At 69.1% G+C, this 20,664-nt stretch carries 16 protein-coding genes and 1 tRNA gene; 3 read left to right on the plus strand and 14 right to left on the minus strand.

The window, feature by feature from the left end; genetic code table 11:
* Positions 1-56 precede the first annotated feature (56 nt).
* Both ACTHL4_RS01430 and ACTHL4_RS01435 read left to right on the plus strand, forming a co-directional pair.
* The gene (locus ACTHL4_RS01430) at positions 57-1,736 is read left to right on the plus strand and encodes a hypothetical protein (protein ID WP_440280944.1); all 1,680 of its coding nucleotides are present in this window, start codon (positions 57-59) and stop codon (positions 1,734-1,736) included.
* A gap of 39 nt (positions 1,737-1,775) precedes the next feature.
* Positions 1,776-2,333, plus strand: a complete 558-nt coding sequence (locus ACTHL4_RS01435; protein WP_440280945.1) for a hypothetical protein — start codon at positions 1,776-1,778, stop codon at positions 2,331-2,333.
* Between the two features lie 36 nt (positions 2,334-2,369).
* On the opposite strand, the gene polA is transcribed toward ACTHL4_RS01435, so the two are convergent.
* Positions 2,370-5,051 (minus strand): DNA polymerase I, encoded by a 2,682-nt coding sequence (gene polA / locus ACTHL4_RS01440; RefSeq protein ID WP_440280946.1) that lies wholly within the window; start codon positions 5,049-5,051, stop codon positions 2,370-2,372.
* A gap of 19 nt (positions 5,052-5,070) precedes the next feature.
* Between polA and ACTHL4_RS01445 the strand changes: the two genes are divergently transcribed.
* Positions 5,071-5,538 (plus strand): hotdog fold thioesterase, encoded by a 468-nt coding sequence (locus ACTHL4_RS01445; protein WP_440280947.1) that lies wholly within the window; start codon positions 5,071-5,073, stop codon positions 5,536-5,538.
* Between the two features lie 6 nt (positions 5,539-5,544).
* On the opposite strand, the gene ACTHL4_RS01450 is transcribed toward ACTHL4_RS01445, so the two are convergent.
* From ACTHL4_RS01450 to ACTHL4_RS01510, 13 genes are all read right to left on the minus strand, one after another.
* Entirely contained in the window at positions 5,545-6,117 is a 573-nt protein-coding gene (locus tag ACTHL4_RS01450; RefSeq protein WP_440280948.1) for a GNAT family N-acetyltransferase, read from the minus strand.
* A gap of 181 nt (positions 6,118-6,298) precedes the next feature.
* Complete coding sequence (locus ACTHL4_RS01455) at positions 6,299-6,904, minus strand: ANTAR domain-containing response regulator (RefSeq protein WP_440280949.1); 606 nt, start codon at positions 6,902-6,904, stop codon at positions 6,299-6,301.
* 55 nt (positions 6,905-6,959) lie between these two features.
* A complete protein-coding gene (locus ACTHL4_RS01460) occupies positions 6,960-7,985 on the minus strand; it encodes a DUF695 domain-containing protein (RefSeq protein WP_440280950.1) in 1,026 nt (341 codons plus the stop codon).
* Positions 7,986-8,028: 43 nt separating this feature from the next.
* A complete protein-coding gene (locus ACTHL4_RS01465) occupies positions 8,029-8,811 on the minus strand; it encodes an MgtC/SapB family protein (protein ID WP_440280951.1) in 783 nt (260 codons plus the stop codon).
* Positions 8,812-8,897: 86 nt separating this feature from the next.
* Positions 8,898-9,167, minus strand: coding sequence for a hypothetical protein (locus ACTHL4_RS01470; protein WP_440280952.1), 270 nt, complete (start codon positions 9,165-9,167; stop codon positions 8,898-8,900).
* Between the two features lie 117 nt (positions 9,168-9,284).
* Positions 9,285-9,370, minus strand: a tRNA-Leu gene (locus ACTHL4_RS01475).
* Positions 9,371-9,462: 92 nt separating this feature from the next.
* Positions 9,463-10,902, minus strand: coding sequence for a pyruvate kinase (pyk, locus tag ACTHL4_RS01480; protein WP_440280953.1), 1,440 nt, complete (start codon positions 10,900-10,902; stop codon positions 9,463-9,465).
* A 123-nt stretch (positions 10,903-11,025) separates the two neighbouring features.
* Positions 11,026-12,486, minus strand: coding sequence for a glutamate synthase subunit beta (locus ACTHL4_RS01485; RefSeq protein ID WP_440280954.1), 1,461 nt, complete (start codon positions 12,484-12,486; stop codon positions 11,026-11,028).
* On the minus strand, positions 12,479-17,020 hold the full coding sequence (gene gltB, locus ACTHL4_RS01490; protein WP_440280955.1) for a glutamate synthase large subunit: 4,542 nt from the start codon (positions 17,018-17,020) through the stop codon (positions 12,479-12,481). Before gltB ends, ACTHL4_RS01485 begins: the two co-directional genes overlap by 8 nt.
* A 232-nt stretch (positions 17,021-17,252) precedes the next feature.
* Entirely contained in the window at positions 17,253-17,960 is a 708-nt protein-coding gene (locus ACTHL4_RS01495; protein ID WP_440280956.1) for an SDR family NAD(P)-dependent oxidoreductase, read from the minus strand.
* Positions 17,953-18,636, minus strand: coding sequence for an IspD/TarI family cytidylyltransferase (locus tag ACTHL4_RS01500; protein ID WP_440280957.1), 684 nt, complete (start codon positions 18,634-18,636; stop codon positions 17,953-17,955). Before ACTHL4_RS01500 ends, ACTHL4_RS01495 begins: the two co-directional genes overlap by 8 nt.
* A 25-nt stretch (positions 18,637-18,661) precedes the next feature.
* A complete protein-coding gene (locus tag ACTHL4_RS01505) occupies positions 18,662-19,492 on the minus strand; it encodes a CDP-alcohol phosphatidyltransferase family protein (protein ID WP_440280958.1) in 831 nt (276 codons plus the stop codon).
* A 32-nt stretch (positions 19,493-19,524) separates the two neighbouring features.
* The gene (locus ACTHL4_RS01510) at positions 19,525-20,439 is read right to left on the minus strand and encodes a glycosyltransferase family 2 protein (RefSeq protein ID WP_440280962.1); all 915 of its coding nucleotides are present in this window, start codon (positions 20,437-20,439) and stop codon (positions 19,525-19,527) included.
* Positions 20,440-20,664: the final 225 nt, after the last annotated feature.

Consider the following 20,664-nt stretch of genomic DNA (forward strand, 5'->3'; position numbering starts at 1 on the left):
TAACCGACGCACGAGTAACCTGCCACGGCACGTTCCGGCGACTGCGAGGTGGAGCCATGGCGGCAACCGTCCTGCGACGGCTGCGGTGCGCCGCGCGCCATCCGGTGACCTGGCTGGTGATCGTGGCACTCATCCCCCTCGCCGTCGCCTACCTGCGGGCGGTCGCGCACGGTTGGGCGCCCGAGGGCGACGATGCGGTGATCGCCGACCGGATGCGCGCGGTCCTCAGTGGCCGGCCACCGGTGATGGGCCAGCGCTCCACGAGCATCCTCACCGAGGGGGCGAACGTGCCCACCCACCACCTCGGGCCGCTGGAGTACTACCTCGCCGCGCCGATCGCGGCACTCTTCGGGTTCAGCGGCGCCGGCATCCTGCTGTCGGTCGCTGTCGGCAACGCCGTCGCGGCCGCCGGGTCGATCGTCGTCGCATTCCGGCTGCGGGCCCTGCGGACCGCCGTGCCGGTCACGCTGGCGGTGCTGCTGCTGGAGTGGGCACTCGGTCCGCAGCAACTGGTGCGGCCGTTGAACGTGTATGTCGCCACCCTGCCGATGCTGCTCGTGCTGGTCTGTGGGTGGGCGCTGATCGACGGCGACCTGCCGGTGCTGTGGTGCTACGCGGTCGCCGCGTCCTTCGTCGCGCAGTCGAATCTGGCCTTCGTGCCCTTCGTCGGCGGCCTGACCGTGTTGCTGGCCCTGCTCGCCGCGACGCGGCGGCTGCGCCACGTGCGGATGTCCGGTCCGGGTCACCGCCGAGCGCTCCGGCTGTGGCGGATCACCGGCGTGGTGACGTTCGTGGCCTGGGTGCCGTCGCTGCTGGAACTGGTGATCTACCAGCCGAACAACCTGCAGCAACTACTGAAGTACCGCGCCGAGTCCGCGGACGCCGGCCTCTCGTGGCCGCACGCCCTGGCATACACCCTGGACCGGCTCTCGCCGCTGGGATTCGGCCGTTTCCACAACACATACCTGCCGGACGAGGCCGGCCTGCCCGTGGTCGCCGGCGCCGTCGGCGCCTTGCTGCTCGCGCTCGGGGCGTTCGCGGGCACCCGCCGCCCCCGCACCGCCGGCAGCTTCGCATGCGGTCTCGCTCTCGTCGTCATACCCGTCGAGGCCTGGGGCCTGACGCACCTGGCCGGTTTCGTGGTCGGTTACTGGTTGCTGCCCACCCTGGTCCTCGCCGTGTTCGGGGTGGCCGCGCTGCTGGTGCGCGCCACCGAACTGGTGCCACGTGGCCGGTTCGCCGAACATGCGCGCCGGGTGCCGGCGGTATGGCGGCTCGCGCTGGGCGGCGTCGTCGCGGTCGCGCTGGCGGTCACCGCCTCCGCCACAGCCGCTGCGCCGTCATGGGCCACCGCGGACACCGCCCGGCACGCGACGTCCGTGGTGACGGCATACCTGAGCTCGCACGCCCGGCCCTCGACCCCGGTACTCGTCGAAGGCAGCGGCATCACATCCCTCAGTGTCGATTCGGCGATCGGCTTCCAACTGGGCAGAAGGGGATTCGACGCCTACTACATGATCCCGTGGAGCGTGCCGGAGGACACCGACCCATGGCAAGTGGACCACGCCCCACCGACCCGGGTCACGGTCCGCATCGCCGAGCGGAAGGCCGGCGGGAAGTGGTCCCCGCCCCGGCCGCCGGGCTGGACGGCGCTCGACCTCGGCCGGTCCGGCACCGGCTCCAAGGCCGTGGAGCTGCGGGCCTGGGTGAAGATTCCCACGGTGATGGCGCGCTGACGCGCTGCGCGGACCCGACCGGTGAGTAACATGCCGCTCATGCCCGAAGACCTCGAGACACGCACGGTGATGACCCCCCGCACCGGCACCAAGATCTGCATCCTCATCGGCCTGGCGTTCCTCGTCGCCGCCGTCTACTTCTACTTCGTGCCGGTGACGGGGGTCCGCACCGACAGCGGCTCGGTCTTCGGCTGCGGCACGGCAGCCAACCCGGCCAGCAGCACGTTCGCCAAGGGCACCTGCTACCGGGTGACCGACGTGGAGAAGTACCGCGCCCTCGCGTCGGCCGCGATCGGCATCCTGACGATCGTGCTCGGTGCGGTGATGTTCGGTGTCGACCGGCGCACCGAGACGCGTCGGGCGCGGCACACCGAGGCGTATGCCGACCGCCCACGGTCGGCGGACCGCCGCTGGGACGACGAGCCGCGCGACCGTCGTCAGGACGACCGCGAGGACCGCGAGGACCGCGACGAGCGGGACCGCGAGGCACGCGACCGGGACGATGACCGGAAGCACGACCGGGACGACCGGGACGTTGTCCGGACTCCGCGCCCACGCCGGAGCCCGCGCCGCGACTGGGACGACGACCGCGACTGAGCCTGCGACGCCATACCGCCAGTGGACCGCCCGGGGTCAGTGCGCGGCGGCGTGCCAGGAGTCGCCGACGCCGACGCTGACGTCGAGCGGCACGTCCAGTGCGATGGCGTTGCCCATCTCGCGGCGCACGATCTCCTCGACCTGCTCGCGCTCACCCGGCGCGATCTCCAGGATGAGCTCGTCGTGGACCTGCAGCAACATGCGTGACTTGACGGCGGCGGTGTCGAGCGCGGCGCTCACGTGCAGCATCGCCAGTTTCATGACGTCGGCGGCGGAGCCCTGGATCGGCGCGTTGAGCGCCATCCGCTCGGCAGCCTGACGACGCTGCCGGTTGTCGGAGGTGAGGTCCGGCAGGTAGCGCCGGCGCCCGAGCATCGTCTCGGTGTAGCCGGTCTTGCGCGCCACGTCGACGATCTCGCGCAGGTAGTCACGCACGCCACCGAACCGGGAGAAGTATTCCTCCATCAGCGTGGAAGCCTCGGTGGTGCTGATCGCCAGCTGCTTGGACAAGCCGTATGCCGACAGGCCGTAGGCCAGGCCGTAGGACATGGCCTTGACCTTGGCCCGCATCTCGGCGGTGACGTCCTGCGGCTCGACCGCGAACACCCGTGAGCCGACGAAGCGGTGCAGGTCCTCACCGGTGCGGAACGCCTCGATCAGGCCCTCGTCACCGGACAGGTGCGCCATGATGCGCATCTCGATCTGGCTGTAGTCGGCCGACATCAGCGACTCGTATCCCTCGCCGACGACGAAGGCCTCGCGGATGCGCCGGCCCTCCTCGGTGCGGATCGGGATGTTCTGCAGGTTGGGGTCGGTCGAGGACAACCGGCCGGTGGCGGCGATCGTCTGCTGATAGGTGGTGTGGATCCGGCCGTCGTCGGCGATCGACTTGGTCAACCCCTCGACCGTCACCCGCAGCCGGGCCGCATCGCGGTGCCGCAGCAAGGCTTCCAGGAACGGGTGCTCGGTCTTGGCGTAGAGCTCGGTCAGTGCGTCGGCGTCGGTGGTGTAGCCGGTCTTGGTCTTCTTGGTCTTGGGCATGCCCAGCTTGTCGAAGAGCAGCACCTGCAACTGCTTGGGCGAGCCCAGGTTGATCCGCTCCCCCGCCGCGGCCTCGTAGGCATCCTCGGCGGCGCGGTCCAGCGCGTCGGCGTAGTCGCTCTCCAGCCGGTCCAGCAGTTGCGGGTCGACGTGGACACCGACGCGTTCCATCTGCGCCAACAGGTCGACCAGCGGCAGCTCCAGGTCCGCCAGCAGGTCGGTGCCGCCGGTGTCGGCGACCTGGGCGTCCAGCGCGGCGGACAGGTCGAGCACCGCCCGTGCCTGCACCATCGCCTCCTGGCCCTGGTGGTCGTGACCGTCCAGGTCGAGCATCCCCTGGGCCGGGTTGTCCTGCTCGGGGCGCAGCTCGCGGCGCAGGAAGCGCAGCACCAGGTCGGCCAGGTCGTAGGCCCGCTGGTCCGGTCGCACGAGGTATGCCGCCAGCGCGGTGTCGCTCACCAGCCCGGCGAGCGGCAGGCCCGCCGCGTGCAACGCCTGCAGCGGGCCCTTGGCGTCGTGCAGGACCTTGGGCTGCTCGGGATCGGCGAGCCAGTCGCGCACCGCCTTCTCACCGGCCGGCGTCAGCTCGGTGACATCGAGGTATGCCGCCCGCCCGGCGTCTTCGTCCCCCACCGCGACGGCCAGCGCACGCACGTCGCCGCTGCCACGCGCCCAGTCGCCGACGACGTGCACGCCCGCGCGCGCCCCCGAGCGCAGGTTGTCGGCCACCCAGCCGGCGACCTCCTCCGGAGCCAGCACCGCACCCTCGACCTCGACCACACCTTCGGCCTCGTCACCGGCCGCCTCGAGCGTCGCGAAGAGCCGCTCGCGCAGCACCCGGAACTCCAGGCCGTCGAAGACCTGGTGCACCTGGTCGCGGTCCCAGACCTGTCGCTGCAGGTCGTCCACGGTCACGTCGAGGGACACGTCGCGGACCAGTTGGTTGAGCCGGCGATTGCGCAGCACACCGTCCAGGTGCTCGCGCAGCGAGTCGCCGACCTTGCCCTTGATCTCCCCGACGTGGTCGACGATGCCGGGCAGGTCGCCATACAGGCCGAGCCACTTGGCGGCGGTCTTGGCGCCGACGCCCGGCACGCCGGGCAGGTTGTCGGACTTCTCACCGACCAGCGCAGCCAGGTCGGGATAGCGCTCCGGGGTGACCAGGTAACGCTCCTGGACCTTGGCAGGGGTCATCCGCCACAGGTCGGAGACGCCCTTGGCCGGGTAGAGCACGGTGACCTTGTCGGTGACCAGCTGCATCGCGTCACGGTCACCGGAGACGATCAGCACTTCGTCGAAGCCCTGCGCCTCGGCCTGGGTCGACAGGGTGGCGATGAGGTCGTCGGCTTCCCAGCCGGACATCTCGACGTAACGGATCCGCAGCGCGTCGAGGACCTCGTGGACCAGCGACACCTGCCCCTTGAACTCGTCGGGTGTCTTGGCACGGCCCGCCTTGTAGTCGGCGTATTCCTCCGCGCGGAAGGTCTGCCGGGAGACGTCGAAGCAGACGCCGATGTGGGTGGGCTCCTCGTCCCGCAACACGTTGATCAGCATCGAGGTGAAGCCGTAGACGGCGTTGGTCGGCTGGCCCGTGGTCGTCGAGAAGTTCTCGACGGGCAACGCGTAGAAGGCGCGGTAGGCGAGCGAGTGACCGTCGAGGAGAAGGAGGCGTTTCACACCTGGCAGCCTAGGGGGCATGACCGACAACACCGCGCAGTCCCCCACGCCCGCAACGGGGCCGGCAGCAGCCCCCGAACTGGTGCGACTCTTCAACGACATGAATGCCGGAACACTCGGCGAGAAGATGGGCATCGTGTTCGTAGCAGCGAGTCCGGAGCGGATCGTCGCCACCATGCCCGTCGCGGGCAACAACCAGCCGTACGGCCTGCTGCACGGCGGCGCGAGCGTGGTGCTCGCCGAGACGCTGGGCTCGGTCGGCGCGGCGCTGCACGCCGGCGAGGGGCGGATCGCGGTCGGCCTGGACATCAATGCGACGCACCATCGGGGCGTCCGCTCGGGTCTGGTCACCGGCACGGCCACTCCGCTGTCGCTGGGTCGCACCCTGGCGTCATACGAGGTCGTCATCACTGACGAGGACGGCCGCCGGCTGTGCACCAGCCGGATCACCTGTCTGCTGCGGGACAGCGCGCCGAAGGCGGAATGACCTCCGTCAGTCGATCAATGTGGAGTGCGCCTGCACCAGCACCGGGTCGCAGTCACGGGCCCTGGCCCGGGCACGCAGTGACCTGCGCCGGCGCACTGCATCGCTGACGATCGACGCGCCGTGCCCGGCGAGCCGGCGGCGCAACGCCGCCGGGGCGGTGCTGCGCTCGGTGACGACGGCGGCGAACCCGAGGCGGGCGAAGAAGCGGTTGGCATCACGACTGTTGGACGGCACACAGGAGACGATCTCGGCGGCGCCGAGGTGCTCGGCGTATGACGCCACGACCTCCAGCAACGCACCGGCCACGCCGCGCTGACGCCGGCCGGGCTTGACCCACAGGACGTCCAGCCACACCGCAAGGGTTTCCTGCAGCGCCGACATGGGACCGGACATGACCACGCAGAAGCCGACCGGCTCGTCCTCGATCGAGGCGACGAACACCCGCACGTCCGATCGTGCACAGGCCCGGGTCAGCCGCCCGTCGCGCAGAGATCGCTCGACCTGGTCATCGCCGTGTCCCTCCGCCCGCTTCGCCTGACGCCACAAGGAGACGAGCTCCTCTTCGTTCCCGGACGTCATCCGGGCGACCTGCACCGCCGACCTTGCCACTATCGAACCTCCGCCGAATGACCCCGAGCCACACGTGCACGCCGCAGATTACGCCTGTTGGTGCGGCCTTCGCTCACAGGCTGCCCCCATCGGGCTGAGAGGCCGCTGAAGAGAGTGTACGGACGTCCGACTTCGCCACGTTGAGCGCCGGTCAGGAGTCGGCCGTGGATCCGTCGACCGTGCCGGCGATCACGGCGTCGGCCACCTCGCGCATGCCGAGCCGACGGTCCATCGCGGTCTTCTGGATCCACCGGAATGCTTCCTGCTCGTCCAGGCCGAGTTGCGTCATCAGGATGCCCTTGGCCCGGTCCATCCGTTTACGGGTCTCCAGCCGCGTCCCCAGGTCCGCGACCTCGTGCTCCAACGCCTTGCGCTCGGCCCAGCGCGACCGGGCCACGGTGATCGCCGGCTGCAGATCGTCGATGGTGAACGGCTTCAGCACGTATGCCATCACGCCCGCGTCCGAGGCGCGCTCGACCAGTTCCTTGTCGGAGAAGGCGGTGAGCATCACCACCGGTGCCAGGCCGTCGCGACCGATCTCGTCGGCGGCACTGATCCCGTCCAGGACCGGCATCTTGACGTCCATGACCACCAGATCGGGGTGCAGCTCGCGGGTGCGGTCGACCGCCTGACGGCCGTCGCCGACCTCGGCGACGACGTCGTAGCCCGCTTCGCGCAGCATCTCGGCCAGGTCGAGCCGGATGATCGCCTCATCCTCGGCGACGACGACACGTGCGCCGACTTCTTGGTTCGTCACGGGCCTTAGCTAAGCACGCGCTCAGGTATGACGTGCGTCACCTGTCGAGCGCGGCTCAGCCGCGCAGGTGCGCGACCCCGGCCCAGCCGGGGTCGGATTCGACGCTGACCTTGACGGTGCCGTCCGGCCAACCGGTGACCGCCGCCTTGATCTGGTCCGCCGCGGGTGTGGCGCCATCGGCATAAACGTGCACGAGGCACAGGCCGCCGCTGCACTCGTGGGCGACGACCCGGCCCTGCTCCTCCAGCCGGTCGGTGACGTGGCGCTTGAGCCGTTCGAGCTCGGCGACCATGTCCTCGCTGGGCAGGCCGTCGCCGTCGCGCTCGCGGTAGGGCACCGCCACGACGATGTGCTGGTCCAGCTGCGGCGCCCAGGCCGCCGCCAGCGGCACCTGCGCTCCAGCGGTCACCGGGCCGCGAGGACCGGTGCCCTGCAACGAGATCCATTTGGGACCACCGTCGTCGTCGGTGAACTCCTCGCGTAGATCACGCACGACCGCGCGCAGCCCGGTCAGGCCGAACCCGTCCAGCGGCGGCACGGTGACCGGCTGGAGCTCACCGATCCAGGTCTCGGTCATCTCCTCACCGAGCGCCGTGTCGAGCGCGACGAAACACACGCCGAGCCGCTGCTCCTCGGCGACCTGCGCCAACTGCGGGTGATAGACGGTCACGTCGACCCGGCTGCCAGTGCGGCGCACGCCGACCTGGATCTGCCCGAGGTCGAACTCGTGACCGTCGAACTTCAGTAGGCGGCCGCCGATCGTGGTCGCGGGTTGCCGGCTGTCGGCATACGACCAGACGAAGTCCGCGGCCGGCGCCGCCGCCAACCAGCGGCGTGCCGTCGCCCGCAGCTCCGGGTCGCCGTCCGCGGTGACGACCAGCAGGTGCGCGGCCTCGCTGCCCGGCGCGATCTCCCAGGCCAGTCCCCCGTCGATGGCGTGGACGCGGGGGTCCAGCAAGGCGGCCGTGCCGGACTCGGGGTCCGCCATCGCGACCTGTCCGGAGCCGCCGTCGTTCCACCAGGACCAGAACGCCTCGATCGCGTCACCGGTGGTGTCCCGCCGCTTGCCGAAAAGAGCCATGCAGACCATCAAACACCAGCGGGGTCGGGCGCCGCCGAGGCGCTCAGTCGTCGTCGGCGTCGTCGCGGTCGACGCGGATCACACCGTCGATGTGGCCGAGGGCGGGCACCACCTCATCCAGGCCGCGACCCGACAGCGTGACGCCGACTGCCACGACGGCGGTGTCGTCCCACTCGTCCGGGCCGCCGAAGGGCTTGCGGCCGCGCTCGACCGAGAGGGAACCGACCACCCAGTGACGTGCCGAGCATGCCGTCAGCACGTCCCGGAGGATGCCGCGCCCGTCGGCATACGTGACCAGGTAGCGGCGTTCACCGTGCCCTCGGTCGCCGAGCCACGACGTCAGTGGCGTGAAACCGAGCACCACGACGAAGTGCAGCACGGTGACCAGCACTGCCAGCAAAGGCAATCCGGCGCCGGCCGCCATCCCGATCGCCGCCGTCTCCCAGACCGCCGCGGCAGTGGTCAACCCGCGCACGGTGGCGCCCCTGGTGATGATGAGGCCGGCGCCGAGGAAGCCGATGCCGGACACGACCTGCGCGGCGACGCGGGACGGGTCGAGCACGACGTGATCACCCAGGACATCGCCGAATCCGTACTTGCTCACCAGCAGGATCAGTGCCGACGACGTGCCGACGATCGTCTGTGTGCGCAGGCCGGCGGCCTTGCCGCGCATCTCCCGCTCGAGGCCGACGACGGCGGACAACACGAAGGCCAGCAGCAACTCTGCAACCTGCAGCCAGCCTTGACCGCGCTCGGCAGCGACCGTCGCAGGCAGCATCGTGGGCAGCATTGTGGGTAACGTCGTGGGCAACGTCGTGGCCAACATCGCGGACGCACCTCCTGACGCAGCTGGATCATCGACGGCGGATCATCGACGGCGGATGATCGACGGTCCACAGCCTAGGGCGCGGCTCAGCGGTCCCGGTGGAACAACCTGCTGTCGCCGGGCTGGGTGGTCAGTTCCTCCGGCGCAGTGGTCGACGGCTGATCGATGCCCAGCTTCTCGAAGCCGAGGTAGGCCAGCGCGCCGAGCGGCACCAGTACGAGCACTGCCACCGCCCACTGCCACTTGCGCAGCAGGAGCGGTTGCTGCGTGCGGACGATGTCGATCAGGCAGTAGGCGACGAGCAACGCGCCGAGGACGATGGTCGGCACTGCCAGCAACAGCGGTACGTGGAGCACCTCGGGGACACCCCCTTCATCGGTGGAACCACCGGACGCTGCGATCATCGCACCGGCCAGGGCGCCGTGGTGTCGATATGCGTGCGGCTCGACCGGGGTCCCGCGACGGGGATGTGCTGGTGCCGGAGGCGGGATTTGAACCCGCACGCCCTTGCGAGCAAAGCATTTTGAGTGCTCCGTGTCTGCCGTTCCACCACTCCGGCGAGAGTGCTGGGTCAGCATACGGGAGAGATGGAGCGCCGCTCCAATCGGACCGATCCGGAGACCGGAGGCCGGGGTCGACCGGCGTACCGGCTCAGTTGTACGCGGGGGCGGTCTTGTTGCGGGCGTCGCCCATCCGGTGGACGCGCAACGCGTTGGTGGAACCGGGAATACCGGGCGGCGAACCCGCGACGATCACGACCAGGTCGCCCTCCGTGGCCCGTCCTTCGCCGAGCAACGTCTCGTCGACCTGCATGGCCATCTGATCGGTGTGCTTCACCTGCGGCACCAGGTAGGTCTCCACGCCCCACACCATCGCCAGTTGCGAGCGGGTCGACTGCTCGGGGGTGAAGGCCAGCATGGGCCGGGCGCTGCGGATGCGCGCCATCCGCTTGGCCGAGTCACCGGACTCGGTGAACGTCACCAGATAACGCACGTCGAGCAGATCGCCGACCTCCGCGGCCGCCGCGGTGACCGCACCACCCTTGGTGTGCGGGCGCGTGCCCAGCGGCGCCACCCGGTCCAGGCCGTGCTCCTCGGTGCTGTCGATGATGCGGGCCATCGTCTGCACCGCCTCGATCGGCCAGGCACCGACACTGGTCTCGCCCGACAGCATGATCGCGTCCGCGCCGTCCAGCACGGCGTTGGCGCAGTCGCTGGCCTCCGCCCGGGTCGGCCGGGAGTTGTCGATCATCGACTCCAGCACCTGGGTGGCGACGATCACCGGCTTGGCGTTGCGCCGGCAGATCTCGATGGCACGCTTCTGGACGAGCGGAACCTCCTCCAACGGAAGCTCCACGCCCAGGTCGCCGCGTGCCACCATGACGCCATCGAACGCGTCGATGATGGCGTCCAGATTGTCGACCGCCTGGGGCTTCTCGACCTTGGCGATCACCGGGACGCGACGACCTTCCTCGTCCATGATCTCGTGCGCGCGCCGGATGTCGACCGCGTCACGCACGAACGACAGCGCGATGACATCGGCACCCAGCTGCAGCGCCCAGCGCAGGTCCGCCTCATCCTTCTCCGACAACGCGGGCACGCTCACCGCGACGCCGGGCAGGTTGATGCCCTTGTGGTTGGACACCGCACCGCCCTCGACGACCTCGGCACGCACCTCGGTGTCGGTGACCTCCCGGGCGCGCAGACACACCTTGCCGTCGTCGATGAGCAACAGGTCGCCGGGCTCGACGTCACCGGGCAATCCCTTGTACGTCGTGGACACCCGGTGCTGGTCGCCCTCGACGTCCTCGGTCGTGATCGTGAACGAGTCGCCGTTGGCCAAGGTGATCGGACCGTCGGCGAAGGTGCCGGTGCGGATCTTCGGGCCTTGCAGGTCGCACATCACGCACACGGCGCGACCGGAATCGTTCGATGCCGCCCGGATCGCCGTGTAGACCTTCTCGTGGTCGGCGTAGGCCCCGTGGGACAGGTTCAGTCGTGCGACGTCCATCCCCGCATCGACCAGAGCCCGGACCTTCTCCGGTGCGGCAGTAGCGGGTCCGAGGGTGGCAACGATCTTGGCTCGACGCATGGCTCCACCCTAGTGAGCCGGACGGCCCGCCCACGCGGGGTACGGCAGACCGTCCGGCATACGAATGAGTAACTTGTCGCACGCGACAAAGTGACGACAGTAGCGATCTACTCGCGCGGGAGCTCAGACCGTCAGCGGCCGGTCGGTCGGCGCGATCGGCGCCGGCAGGTCGGAGTGACCTCCGGACAGGAACGCATCCACGCCGTGCGCGGCCGCGCGTCCCTCGGCGATCGCCCAGACGATCAGCGACTGACCGCGCCCGGCGTCACCGGCGACGAAGACCCCGGGAACCGAGGACATGAAGTCGGCGTCGCGTCGGACGTTGGACCGCTCGTCGAGCTCGACACCGAGGTCACTCACCAGGCTCTCGGTCAGTGGACCGAGGAAGCCCATCGCCAGCAGCACGAGGTCGGCATCGATCTCCCGCTCGGTACCCTCGACCTCTGCGAAACCGTCTGGGCCCGAACGGACCTCGGCGACGCGCAGGGCGCGCACGTTGCCGGCGCCGTCACCGATCGCCTCCTTGGTGCTGATCGCGTAGACCCGTTCACCACCCTCCTCGTGGGCGCTGGCGACGCGGAAGATCAGCGGGTAGGTCGGCCACGGGTGCTGCGGCGAACGCTCGTCCCCGGGACGAGCCATGATCTCCAGCGAGGTCACCGACTTCGCCCCTTGGCGCAGCGACGTCCCGATGCAGTCGGCTCCGGTGTCACCGCCTCCGATGACCACGACGTGCTTGCCCTCGGCGGTGACCTGATCGGTCACGTGCTCACCCAGCGCGACCCGGTTGGCCGGCGGGAGGAAGTCCATCGCCTGCACGAATCCGTCGAGCTCGCGTCCCGGCACCGGCAGGTCACGTGGCACCGTGGCGCCGATGGCGACGACCACGGCGTCATACCGAGCGCGCAGCTGCTCCCAGGTGATGTCCTTGCCGATCTCGGTGTTGCACCGGAACCGGGTGCCCTCGGCGGTCATCTGCTCGATCCGCCGGTCGACGACAGCCTTCTCCATCTTGAACTCGGGAATGCCGTAACGCAGCAATCCCCCTGGCTTGTCTGCGCGTTCGAAGACGGCGTCGGTGTGCCCGGCACGCGTCAGCTGCTGAGCCGCGGCCAACCCGGCCGGCCCCGACCCGACGACGGCGACCGTGCGGCCGGTCAGTCGCTCGGGCGGCTGCGGCTCCACGGTGCCCTCGGCGAAGGCCTGCTCGATGGTGGTCACCTCGACCTGCTTGATGGTGACCGCAGGCTGACTGATGCCGAGCACGCAGGCGGTCTCGCAGGGTGCGGGGCACAACCGGCCGGTGAACTCGGGGAAGTTGTTCGTGGCGTGCAACCGGTCGATCGCGTCGGGCCAATCGCCGCGCCAGGCAAGGGTGTTCCACTCCGGGATCAGGTTGCCGAGGGGGCATCCCTGATGACAGAACGGTATGCCGCAGTCCATGCAGCGGCCCGCCTGCTGTTGCAGATCGCCCAGCTGCTGCTCCTGGTAGACCTCCTGCCAGTCCTTGATCCGCACCGGGACCGGCCGACGCTCCGGGAGGCTGCGCTCCCGCACCTTCAGAAAGCCGCGTGGGTCAGCCACGGGACACCTCCATGATCCGCGCCCAGACGACATCGCCGTCCGGATCGAGTCCTTCCTCCGCTGCCCTGGCCCGCACGTCCAGCACCTGCTGGTAGGCGCGCGGCAGGACCAGCGAGAACCGCTCCGCAGACACCGGCCACTGCGCCAACAGCTTTGCGGCAACGGTTGATTCGGTCCATTCCTGGTGCTTTTCCAGCAGGTCGTGCACCACGGCGAGGTCCTGCTCCCGCAAGCCGCTCACGTCGACCAGCTCGGGATTGACCAGTTGCTCGTCGAGATCCAGCACGTAGCCGACACCTCCCGACATACCGGCGCCCAGGTTGCGGCCGGTCGGGCCGAGGATCAGCACCGTGCCGCCGGTCATGTACTCCAGGCCGTGGTCGCCCACGCCCTCCACGACAGCGGTCGCGCCGGAGTTGCGCACGCAGAAGCGCTCTCCGACGATCCCGCGCAGGAAGAGCTCGCCGGTGGTGGCGCCATACCCGATGACGTTGCCGGCGACGACGTTCTGCTCCGCAACCAGCGATGCGTCGTGCAGTGGCCGCACGACCACTCGTCCACCCGAAAGTCCCTTGCCCACATAGTCGTTCGCCTCGCCGAAGAGGCGCAGCGTGATGCCTGCCGGCAGGAACGCACCCAGCGACTGGCCCGCCGCGCCGGTCAGCGTGACGTCGATCGTCTGGTCCGGCAGACCCTGCGGGTAGCGCTTGGTGACCTCGTGTCCGAGCATGGTGCCGACCGTCCGGTTGACGTTGGCGATCGGCAGGTCCAGACGCACCGGCAGCTTGTCCTCCAGCGCGTCGTGGCTCATCGTGATCAGCTGCTGGTCGAGCGCCTTGGCCAGCCCGTGGTCCTGTGCGACCACGTGCCGTCGGGGCGTGCCCTCGGGCAGGTCGACGTCGGCCAGGATCGGCGACAGGTCGAGGCCGGCGGCCTTCCAGTGGCCGACCGCGCGTTCCGTGTCCAGCAGACCGACCTGGCCGACCGCCTCGTCCAAGGTGCGGAAACCCAGTTGTGCCAGGAGTTCTCGGACTTCCTCGGCGATGTACTCGAAGAAGGTTTCGACGAACTCCGGCTTGCCGGTGAACCGCTGCCGCAGCTCCGGGTTCTGGGTCGCGACACCCACCGGGCAGGTGTCCAGATGACAGACCCGCATCATGATGCACCCGCTGACCACCAAGGGCGCACTGGCGAAGCAGTACTCCTCCGCGCCGAGCAGTGCCGCGATCATCACATCGCGTCCGGTCTTCAGCTGGCCGTCGGTCTGCACCACGATCCGGTCGCGCAACCCGTTGAGCAGCAACGTCTGCTGTGTCTCGGCCAGGCCCAGCTCCCACGGCCCACCCGCGTGCTTCAGCGAGGTCAGCGGCGCCGCACCGGTGCCGCCGTCGTGCCCGGAGACCAGCACCACGTCGGCATGCGCCTTGGAGACACCTGCCGCAACCGTGCCGACACCGACCTCGGAGACCAGCTTGACGTGGATCCGCGCGGCCGGGTTGGCGTTCTTCAGGTCGTGGATCAGCTGGGCCAGGTCCTCGATCGAGTAGATGTCGTGGTGCGGCGGCGGCGAGATCAGGCCGACACCCGGCGTGGAGTGCCGGGTGCTGGCCACCCACGGATACACCTTGTGGCCGGGCAACTGCCCGCCCTCCCCCGGCTTGGCACCCTGCGCCATCTTGATCTGGATGTCGTCGGCTCCGGTCAGATAGACCGAGGTCACCCCGAACCTGCCGGACGCGACCTGCTTGATCGACGAGCGGCGTTCCGGGTCCAGCAGGCGGTCCACATCCTCGCCGCCTTCACCGGTGTTGGAGCGCGCGCCGAGCCGGTTCATGGCGACCGCGAGAGTCTCGTGCGCTTCCTTGCTGATCGAGCCGTAGCTCATCGCGCCGGTCGAGAAGCGCTTGACGATCGCGCTGACCGGCTCGACCTCCTCGATCGGAATGCTCGGCCGGGTCTGCTTGAAGGAGAACAAGCCGCGCAGGGTCATCAGGCGCTGCGACTGGTCGTCGACACGTCGGGTGTACTGCTTGAAGATGTCGTAGCGCCGCGCCCGTGTGGAGTGCTGCAGCCGGAAGACCGTCTCGGGGTCGAACAGGTGCGGCTCACCCTCGCGGCGCCATTGGTACTCGCCGCCGGTCTCGAGGGTGCGGTGCGACTGGTGCAGGCCGTTCTTGGGGTATGCCGTCTGGTGCCGTTGTGCGATCTCCTCGGCGATCTCGTCGAGGCCGATCCCGCCGATGCGGGACACCGTGCCGGTGAAGTATTCGTCGATGAGTTCCTGCGACAGGCCGAGCGCCTCGAACACCTGGGCGCCGCGGTATGACGCGACGGTCGAGATGCCCATCTTGGACATCACCTTCAGCACGCCCTTGCCGAGTGCCTTGATGAGGTTCTTGACCGCCTGCTCCGGCGTCACGCCCTGGATGGCTCCGCGACGCACCAGGTCCTCTACGGATTCCATTGCCAAGTAGGGGTTCACGGCGGCTGCGCCATACCCGATGAGCAGCGCGACATGATGCACCTCGCGCACGTCGCCCGCCTCGACCAGCAGACCTACCTGGGTCCGGGTCCGTTCCCGCACCAGGTGGTGGTGCACGGCCGCGGTGAGCAGCAGGGACGGGATCGGCGCGAAGGCGGCGGTGCTCTCCCGGTCCGAGAGCACCACGAAGCGGTGCCCGTCGGCGATCGCCTGGGACACCTCGGCGCAGATGCCCTTGAGCCGGGCCCGCAGCGCACTGGTGCCGCCGGCCACCCGGTAGGTCCCGCGGATCACATAGGTCTGGTAACCAGGCAGGTCGCCGCCGTTGTTCAGGTTGACCAGCTTCGCCAGTTCGTCGTTGTCGATGACGGGGAAGTCCAGCTCCACCTGCCGGGCGTGCTGGGGGCCGACCTCCAGCGCATTGTGTTCGGGGCCCATCAACGTGCCCAAGGAGGTGACCAGCACCTCACGGATCGCGTCCAGCGGCGGGTTGGTCACCTGCGCGAACAGCTGGCTGAAGTAGTCGAAGAGCAGCCGCGGCCGGTCGGACAGCACCGCGACCGGAGTGTCGGTGCCCATCGAACCCAACGCCTCGGCCGCGGCTTCGGCCATCGGGGTCAATAGGATGCGCAGTTCCTCGTGCGTGTAACCGAACGTCTGCTGGCGCCGGACCACCGATGCCGGCGTGTGCCAGACGTGCTCGCGCTCGGGACGCTCGGACAACTTGATGATGCCGGCGTGCAGCCACTCCTCGTAGGGGTGCTCGGCGGCCAGGTCCCGTTTGATCTCGTCGTCGCTGATCAACCTGCCCTGCGCGGTGTCGACCAGGAACATCCGGCCCGGTTGCAGCCGCCCCTTGCGGACCACGTGCGCCGGGTCGAGGTCGAGGACGCCCGCCTCGGAAGCCAGCACCACCAGACCGTCGTCGGTGACGGCATACCGACCCGGTCGCAGACCGTTGCGGTCCAGCACCGCGCCGACGAGGGTGCCGTCGGTGAACGCGACACAGGCCGGGCCGTCCCACGGCTCCATGATCGCCGAGTGGTATTCGTAGAACGCCCGCCGCGCCGGGTCCATCGTGGCGTGGTTCTCCCACGCCTCCGGGATCATCATCAGCACGGCGTGCGGCAGGGTGCGCCCGCCCAGGTGCAGCAGCTCCAGCACCTCGTCGAAGCTGGCGGAGTCGGACCCGGAGTCGGTGCAGATCGGGAAGAGCCGGTCGATGTCGCCACCCAAGACGTCGCTCTGCAAAGTGGATTCGCGAGCGCGCATCCAGTTGCGGTTGCCGCGCACCGTGTTGATCTCGCCGTTGTGCGCGATCAGCCGGTAGGGATGCGACAGCGGCCAGGAGGGGAACGTGTTGGTCGAGAAGCGCGAATGCACCAGCGCGAGCTCGGTGGTGAAGCGGCGATCCGACAGATCCGGGTAGAACGGCTCCAGTTGACCGGTCGTCAACATCCCCTTGTAGACGATGGTCCGGCTCGACAGCGACGGGAAGTAGATGTCGCGCTCTGCCTCGATGCGCTTGCGCAATGCATAGGTTCGGCGGTCCAAGTCCAGACCGCGCAGGTCGCCGTCGGCGGCGGCCACGAACGCCTGCCGGAAGACCGGCATGACCGCGCGCGCCGGTGCGCCGACCAGCGACGGATCGGTCGGCACGTCGCGCCAGCCCAGCACCCGCAGGCCCTCCTCGGCCGCCAGCTGTGCGAAGCGCTCACCGATGTACCACTGTTCCTGCGCGTCGGTCGGTAGGAAGGCGATGCCGACGGCATACGCGCCCTTGGCCGGCAGTTCGAAGTCGCAGACGGCGCGGAAGAATTCGTCCGGGATCTGCGTCAGGATGCCTGCGCCGTCACCGACCGCGGGATCCGCGCCGGTCGCACCGCGATGCTCCAGGTTGCGCAGCGCCGTCAACGCGTGATCGACGATGTCGTGCCCGGCCGTGCCGCGCATGGTGGCCACCATCGCCACACCGCACGCGTCGTGCTCGCGCGCCGGGTCGTAGAGACCCTGCGCCGCCGGGATCGCGGAGAAACTGCTCTGCGCCGTCAACGAAACTCACCGTCCAGTCGTCGCGAACGACGCTGAACGCGTCGTTCCAAGGGATCACTGAACCTTGTGAGGACGACGCTGGCCTCCAAGGCCCGGCCAGAGTACCGCCCTGGGCGTCGTGTTCACAACGTGGACTCTCCGTCTCTCATCATGAGACGCAGTGGCGGAGCCGTCCGCCCCGGTAACCGCACTGTCGATCGGATCGGCGCAGCAGCTGGGCGCCCCCTATCGGTCAGAGGCGGACGACGAGGTTCTCGCTGTCGATGTAACGGCCCACGGGGCTGGTCAGCACACGAATCGCCTCCGCCACGTCCTCGGGTTGCATGATGGTCGCCGGATCCTCGTCGGGGGCGAGCTTGCGGCGCAGCGCCGTGGCACAACGACCCGGGGAGATCGTGACCACGCGCGTGCCGTAGATCGCCAGTTCCTCCTTGATGACCTGACTCATCGCGATGAGCGCAGCCTTCGAACTGGAGTAGGTGAGCCACCCCGACCGACCGGTGATGCCTGCGGTCGAGGCCACATTGACGATGTACTCGAAGGTGTTGCCCAGGTGGAGCAGGCCCTGGACGACCAAGAACGGCGCGTAGAGGTTGACGCCGATGGTGCGCTCGAAGTCAGCGAAGTCGATCTCGTGAATGGGATCGGGGGCGGTGTAGCCGGCGTTGTTGATCAACAGATCGATGTTGCCGTGGCGCTGTGCGATGCGCGGGATCAGCTGGTCGATCGCGCGGCGATCGTTCAGATCGATCTGGTAGCACGCGACGTTCTTACCGAACGGATTGTCGGCGAGCAGCTCCCGCTCGGCGGCCGTGAACTCCGCCGAGCGGCGTGCCAGCAGGACGAAGTCGGTGACGTCGTTGTCCTCCCGAAAGAAGCGTTCGGCGGTCGCGAGGCCAATGCCTTTGGAGGCACCACTGATAAGGATCGTCTTACTCATCACCGTCGTCCCCCGCCAGCAGATGGCCGGCGACCCGCACGTCCGTCTTGGTGGTGATCTTGAAATTACGATCCGAACCCGGGATGTAGTAGACGTCGCACCCGGCAACGGCGCACAACGTCGCGTCCTCGGTGAAAACGAGGTTCTTCTCCCGGGCGTACGCGTGGCCGGCCTCGAGATCGGCCTTACGAAACTTCTGGGGCAGTTGGACGTTGCGCAGCCGTGCGCGTTCCAGCGATCCGGTGACCTGCCGGGTGTCCGGATCGACCGGTGCGACGGTGAACGGGATCTCCAGCATGAAGGACACGTTGTCGTGCTCGGCGGCGATGAGGTCCTGGAAGTCGCCCTTGGTCGCCAAGGGACGCGCCGTCTCGTGCAGAATCACCTTGTCGTTCGAGCAGTGCCCCACCATCGCCGCCACGGATGCGTGCCGGGTGTCCCCCGCCTCGACATACGTGATCGGCGTCTTGATGGCGTAGTCGGCCACCAGCTTGTGCATCGTCTCCTCCCAGCCCGGCGGGAAGTTCAGCACGATCTCGTCGATCTCCGGAATGTCGTCCACGGCGATCAACGGGTAGATCATCGCCGGCAGATGGTTCACCCGGATCAGCTGCTTCGGCTGCCCCGCGGCGACGCGTGTGCCGACACCGCCGTTGAGGAGGAGGAGCGTATACATGGCGTGCACCATAACCTTTCCGTCGTCAGGCAGCTTGCTGCGGCGCCTTCACCCGCGGGGACGCCAGGATCGCGACGAAGTGGCCGAGCACGACGACCCAGACGACAGGTGCCAACACCCACACCGTCACGCGGAACACCTGCACACCGTCGCCGGTGATGATGCCGACGACCGACAGGGCCAGGGCGAGCAGGCTCAGCTCCACCGAGTGGAAGATGCGGTGGAACGGCAGGAACCGCGCGGCGCTGCGCAGCAGCCCGATCAGGCCGCCGCTGGAGACCGCTTTGGCCGCCGCCGTATCGGGCAGCCGGTCGATACCGCTGAACGCCCGCGACACGTGGACGAAATCGTTGAGCGCCTTGTTCATCATGATGCCGCCCATCAGGACCGCACCGAGGAAGGCGTACTTCCAGGTGTCGGTGGCGCCGGTCTGGCCGCCGAAGACGCCTGCTGCGCGCAGCCCGAACGCCAGGCCGAGGAACCCTTCGGTCGTGTAGTGCGCCGTCCGGTCCAGGAAGACACCCGCCGGGCTGAACCGTTGGCGCCAGCGCGCGAGCTCGCCGTCGACGCAGTCGAGGTACATCTGCAACTGGCCGAAGAACACCGCGAGCAGGGCTCCGACGATGCCGGGGACCAACAGCGAGAGCGCGATGCACCAACCGGACAGGATCATCAGCCCGGTCACTCCGTTGGGGGTGATGCGTGTCGGCACCAGTTGCCGGGTCAGGTAGAGCGAGCCGTGCCGCAGGTACTCACCGGACCAGTGCTCGGCGTTCTGCCTACCCCGGACCGACACCGGTTGGGAGCGCTCGCGCAGCTCTTCGATGCTCGGCCTGGCGGCGGTTCGGTCGTTCACAGGCTTCCTCCACCACTGTCGCTGTTCGCCACTCAGATCACCGGCCAGCGGCCGTGGCGGGCCATCCGCCATACGGCTGACCACGGCAGCTTGCGGCGCGGCTCGCCGGGAGCCCATGGCTCGTGCGTCCAGCCCTCGCGCCAGCCGGCGAACCACGGCCGCAGGCTCTCGCGAACGTTGCGGGACCGGACCAACTGGACGGCGGTCCAGCTGCCGACATACCCCCAGCTCACCGGCCAGGGCAGGTTGCGCCGGGCGAGCCAGACGCGGTTGCGGGCGTTCTTGGTGAAGTAGTCGTCGTGCCGGCGCGGGTCGATCACCGGATGCCCGGCGCGCAGGTGTCCGAGGTAGACGGTCCGGCTGCCGGCGCCCCAGACCCGCCACGCCAGCTCGATGCCCTCGTGCGCGTAGAAGAACGGCGCGGGCCAGCGCAGTGTCTGCTCGAACACCTCACGACGTATGGCGACGGCCATCTCGACGACCGAGAAGACGTTGGAGGACCGGTAGGGGCTGCCCTTGCGCAACCGCGGGATCCAACGGGTCGGCAGTTCGCCGGCGGCAGGATCCTCGATGCGCGGCTGGATCATGCCGATCGTCGGATCGGCGCGGAACTCCGCGGCGCACTTGGCCAGGAAGTCGTCGTCCAACAGCCAGGCGTCGTCGTCGAGGAAGAAGAGCAGGTCACCGGTCACCTGATCGACACCGGCGTTGCGGCCGGCGGGGATGCCGAGGTTCTCCGGCAGCGCGAGCGCCTTGACGCCGCGGGGCAGGTCGACCGGCTGCCAGCCGTTGCCGACGACCACGATGTCCAGCCGCACGTCGGTCTGGCGCAGCAACGATTCCAGTCCGCGGCGCAGCTCCGGCAGCCGGGTGCCCTGGGTCAGCACCACCACGCCGAACCCGGGGGTGTCGGCGTCCGCCCCGACCGGGTCGACCGCGAGTTCGATCGTTCTTCTCCTTCGCTTCACCGATGCGACCGGGTGGCTTCACCACGGCCGCGCCGATCCTATGTCACGGGCGGTCGGCGCTCCCCGCGGACGGACCCGCGTCGCCCGACGCGTCCTGCGCGGTCCCCGCGGACACCAGTCCGTGCGCCCATTCCGTGGCACCCGTGGCCCGCGACGGCTGCCGGCCCCCGGCCGGGTGGCGGCGCCAGCACACGAACACACCCA

This window comes from Flexivirga sp. (genome assembly GCF_051955415.1).
GTDB lineage: Bacteria > Actinomycetota > Actinomycetes > Actinomycetales > Dermatophilaceae > Flexivirga.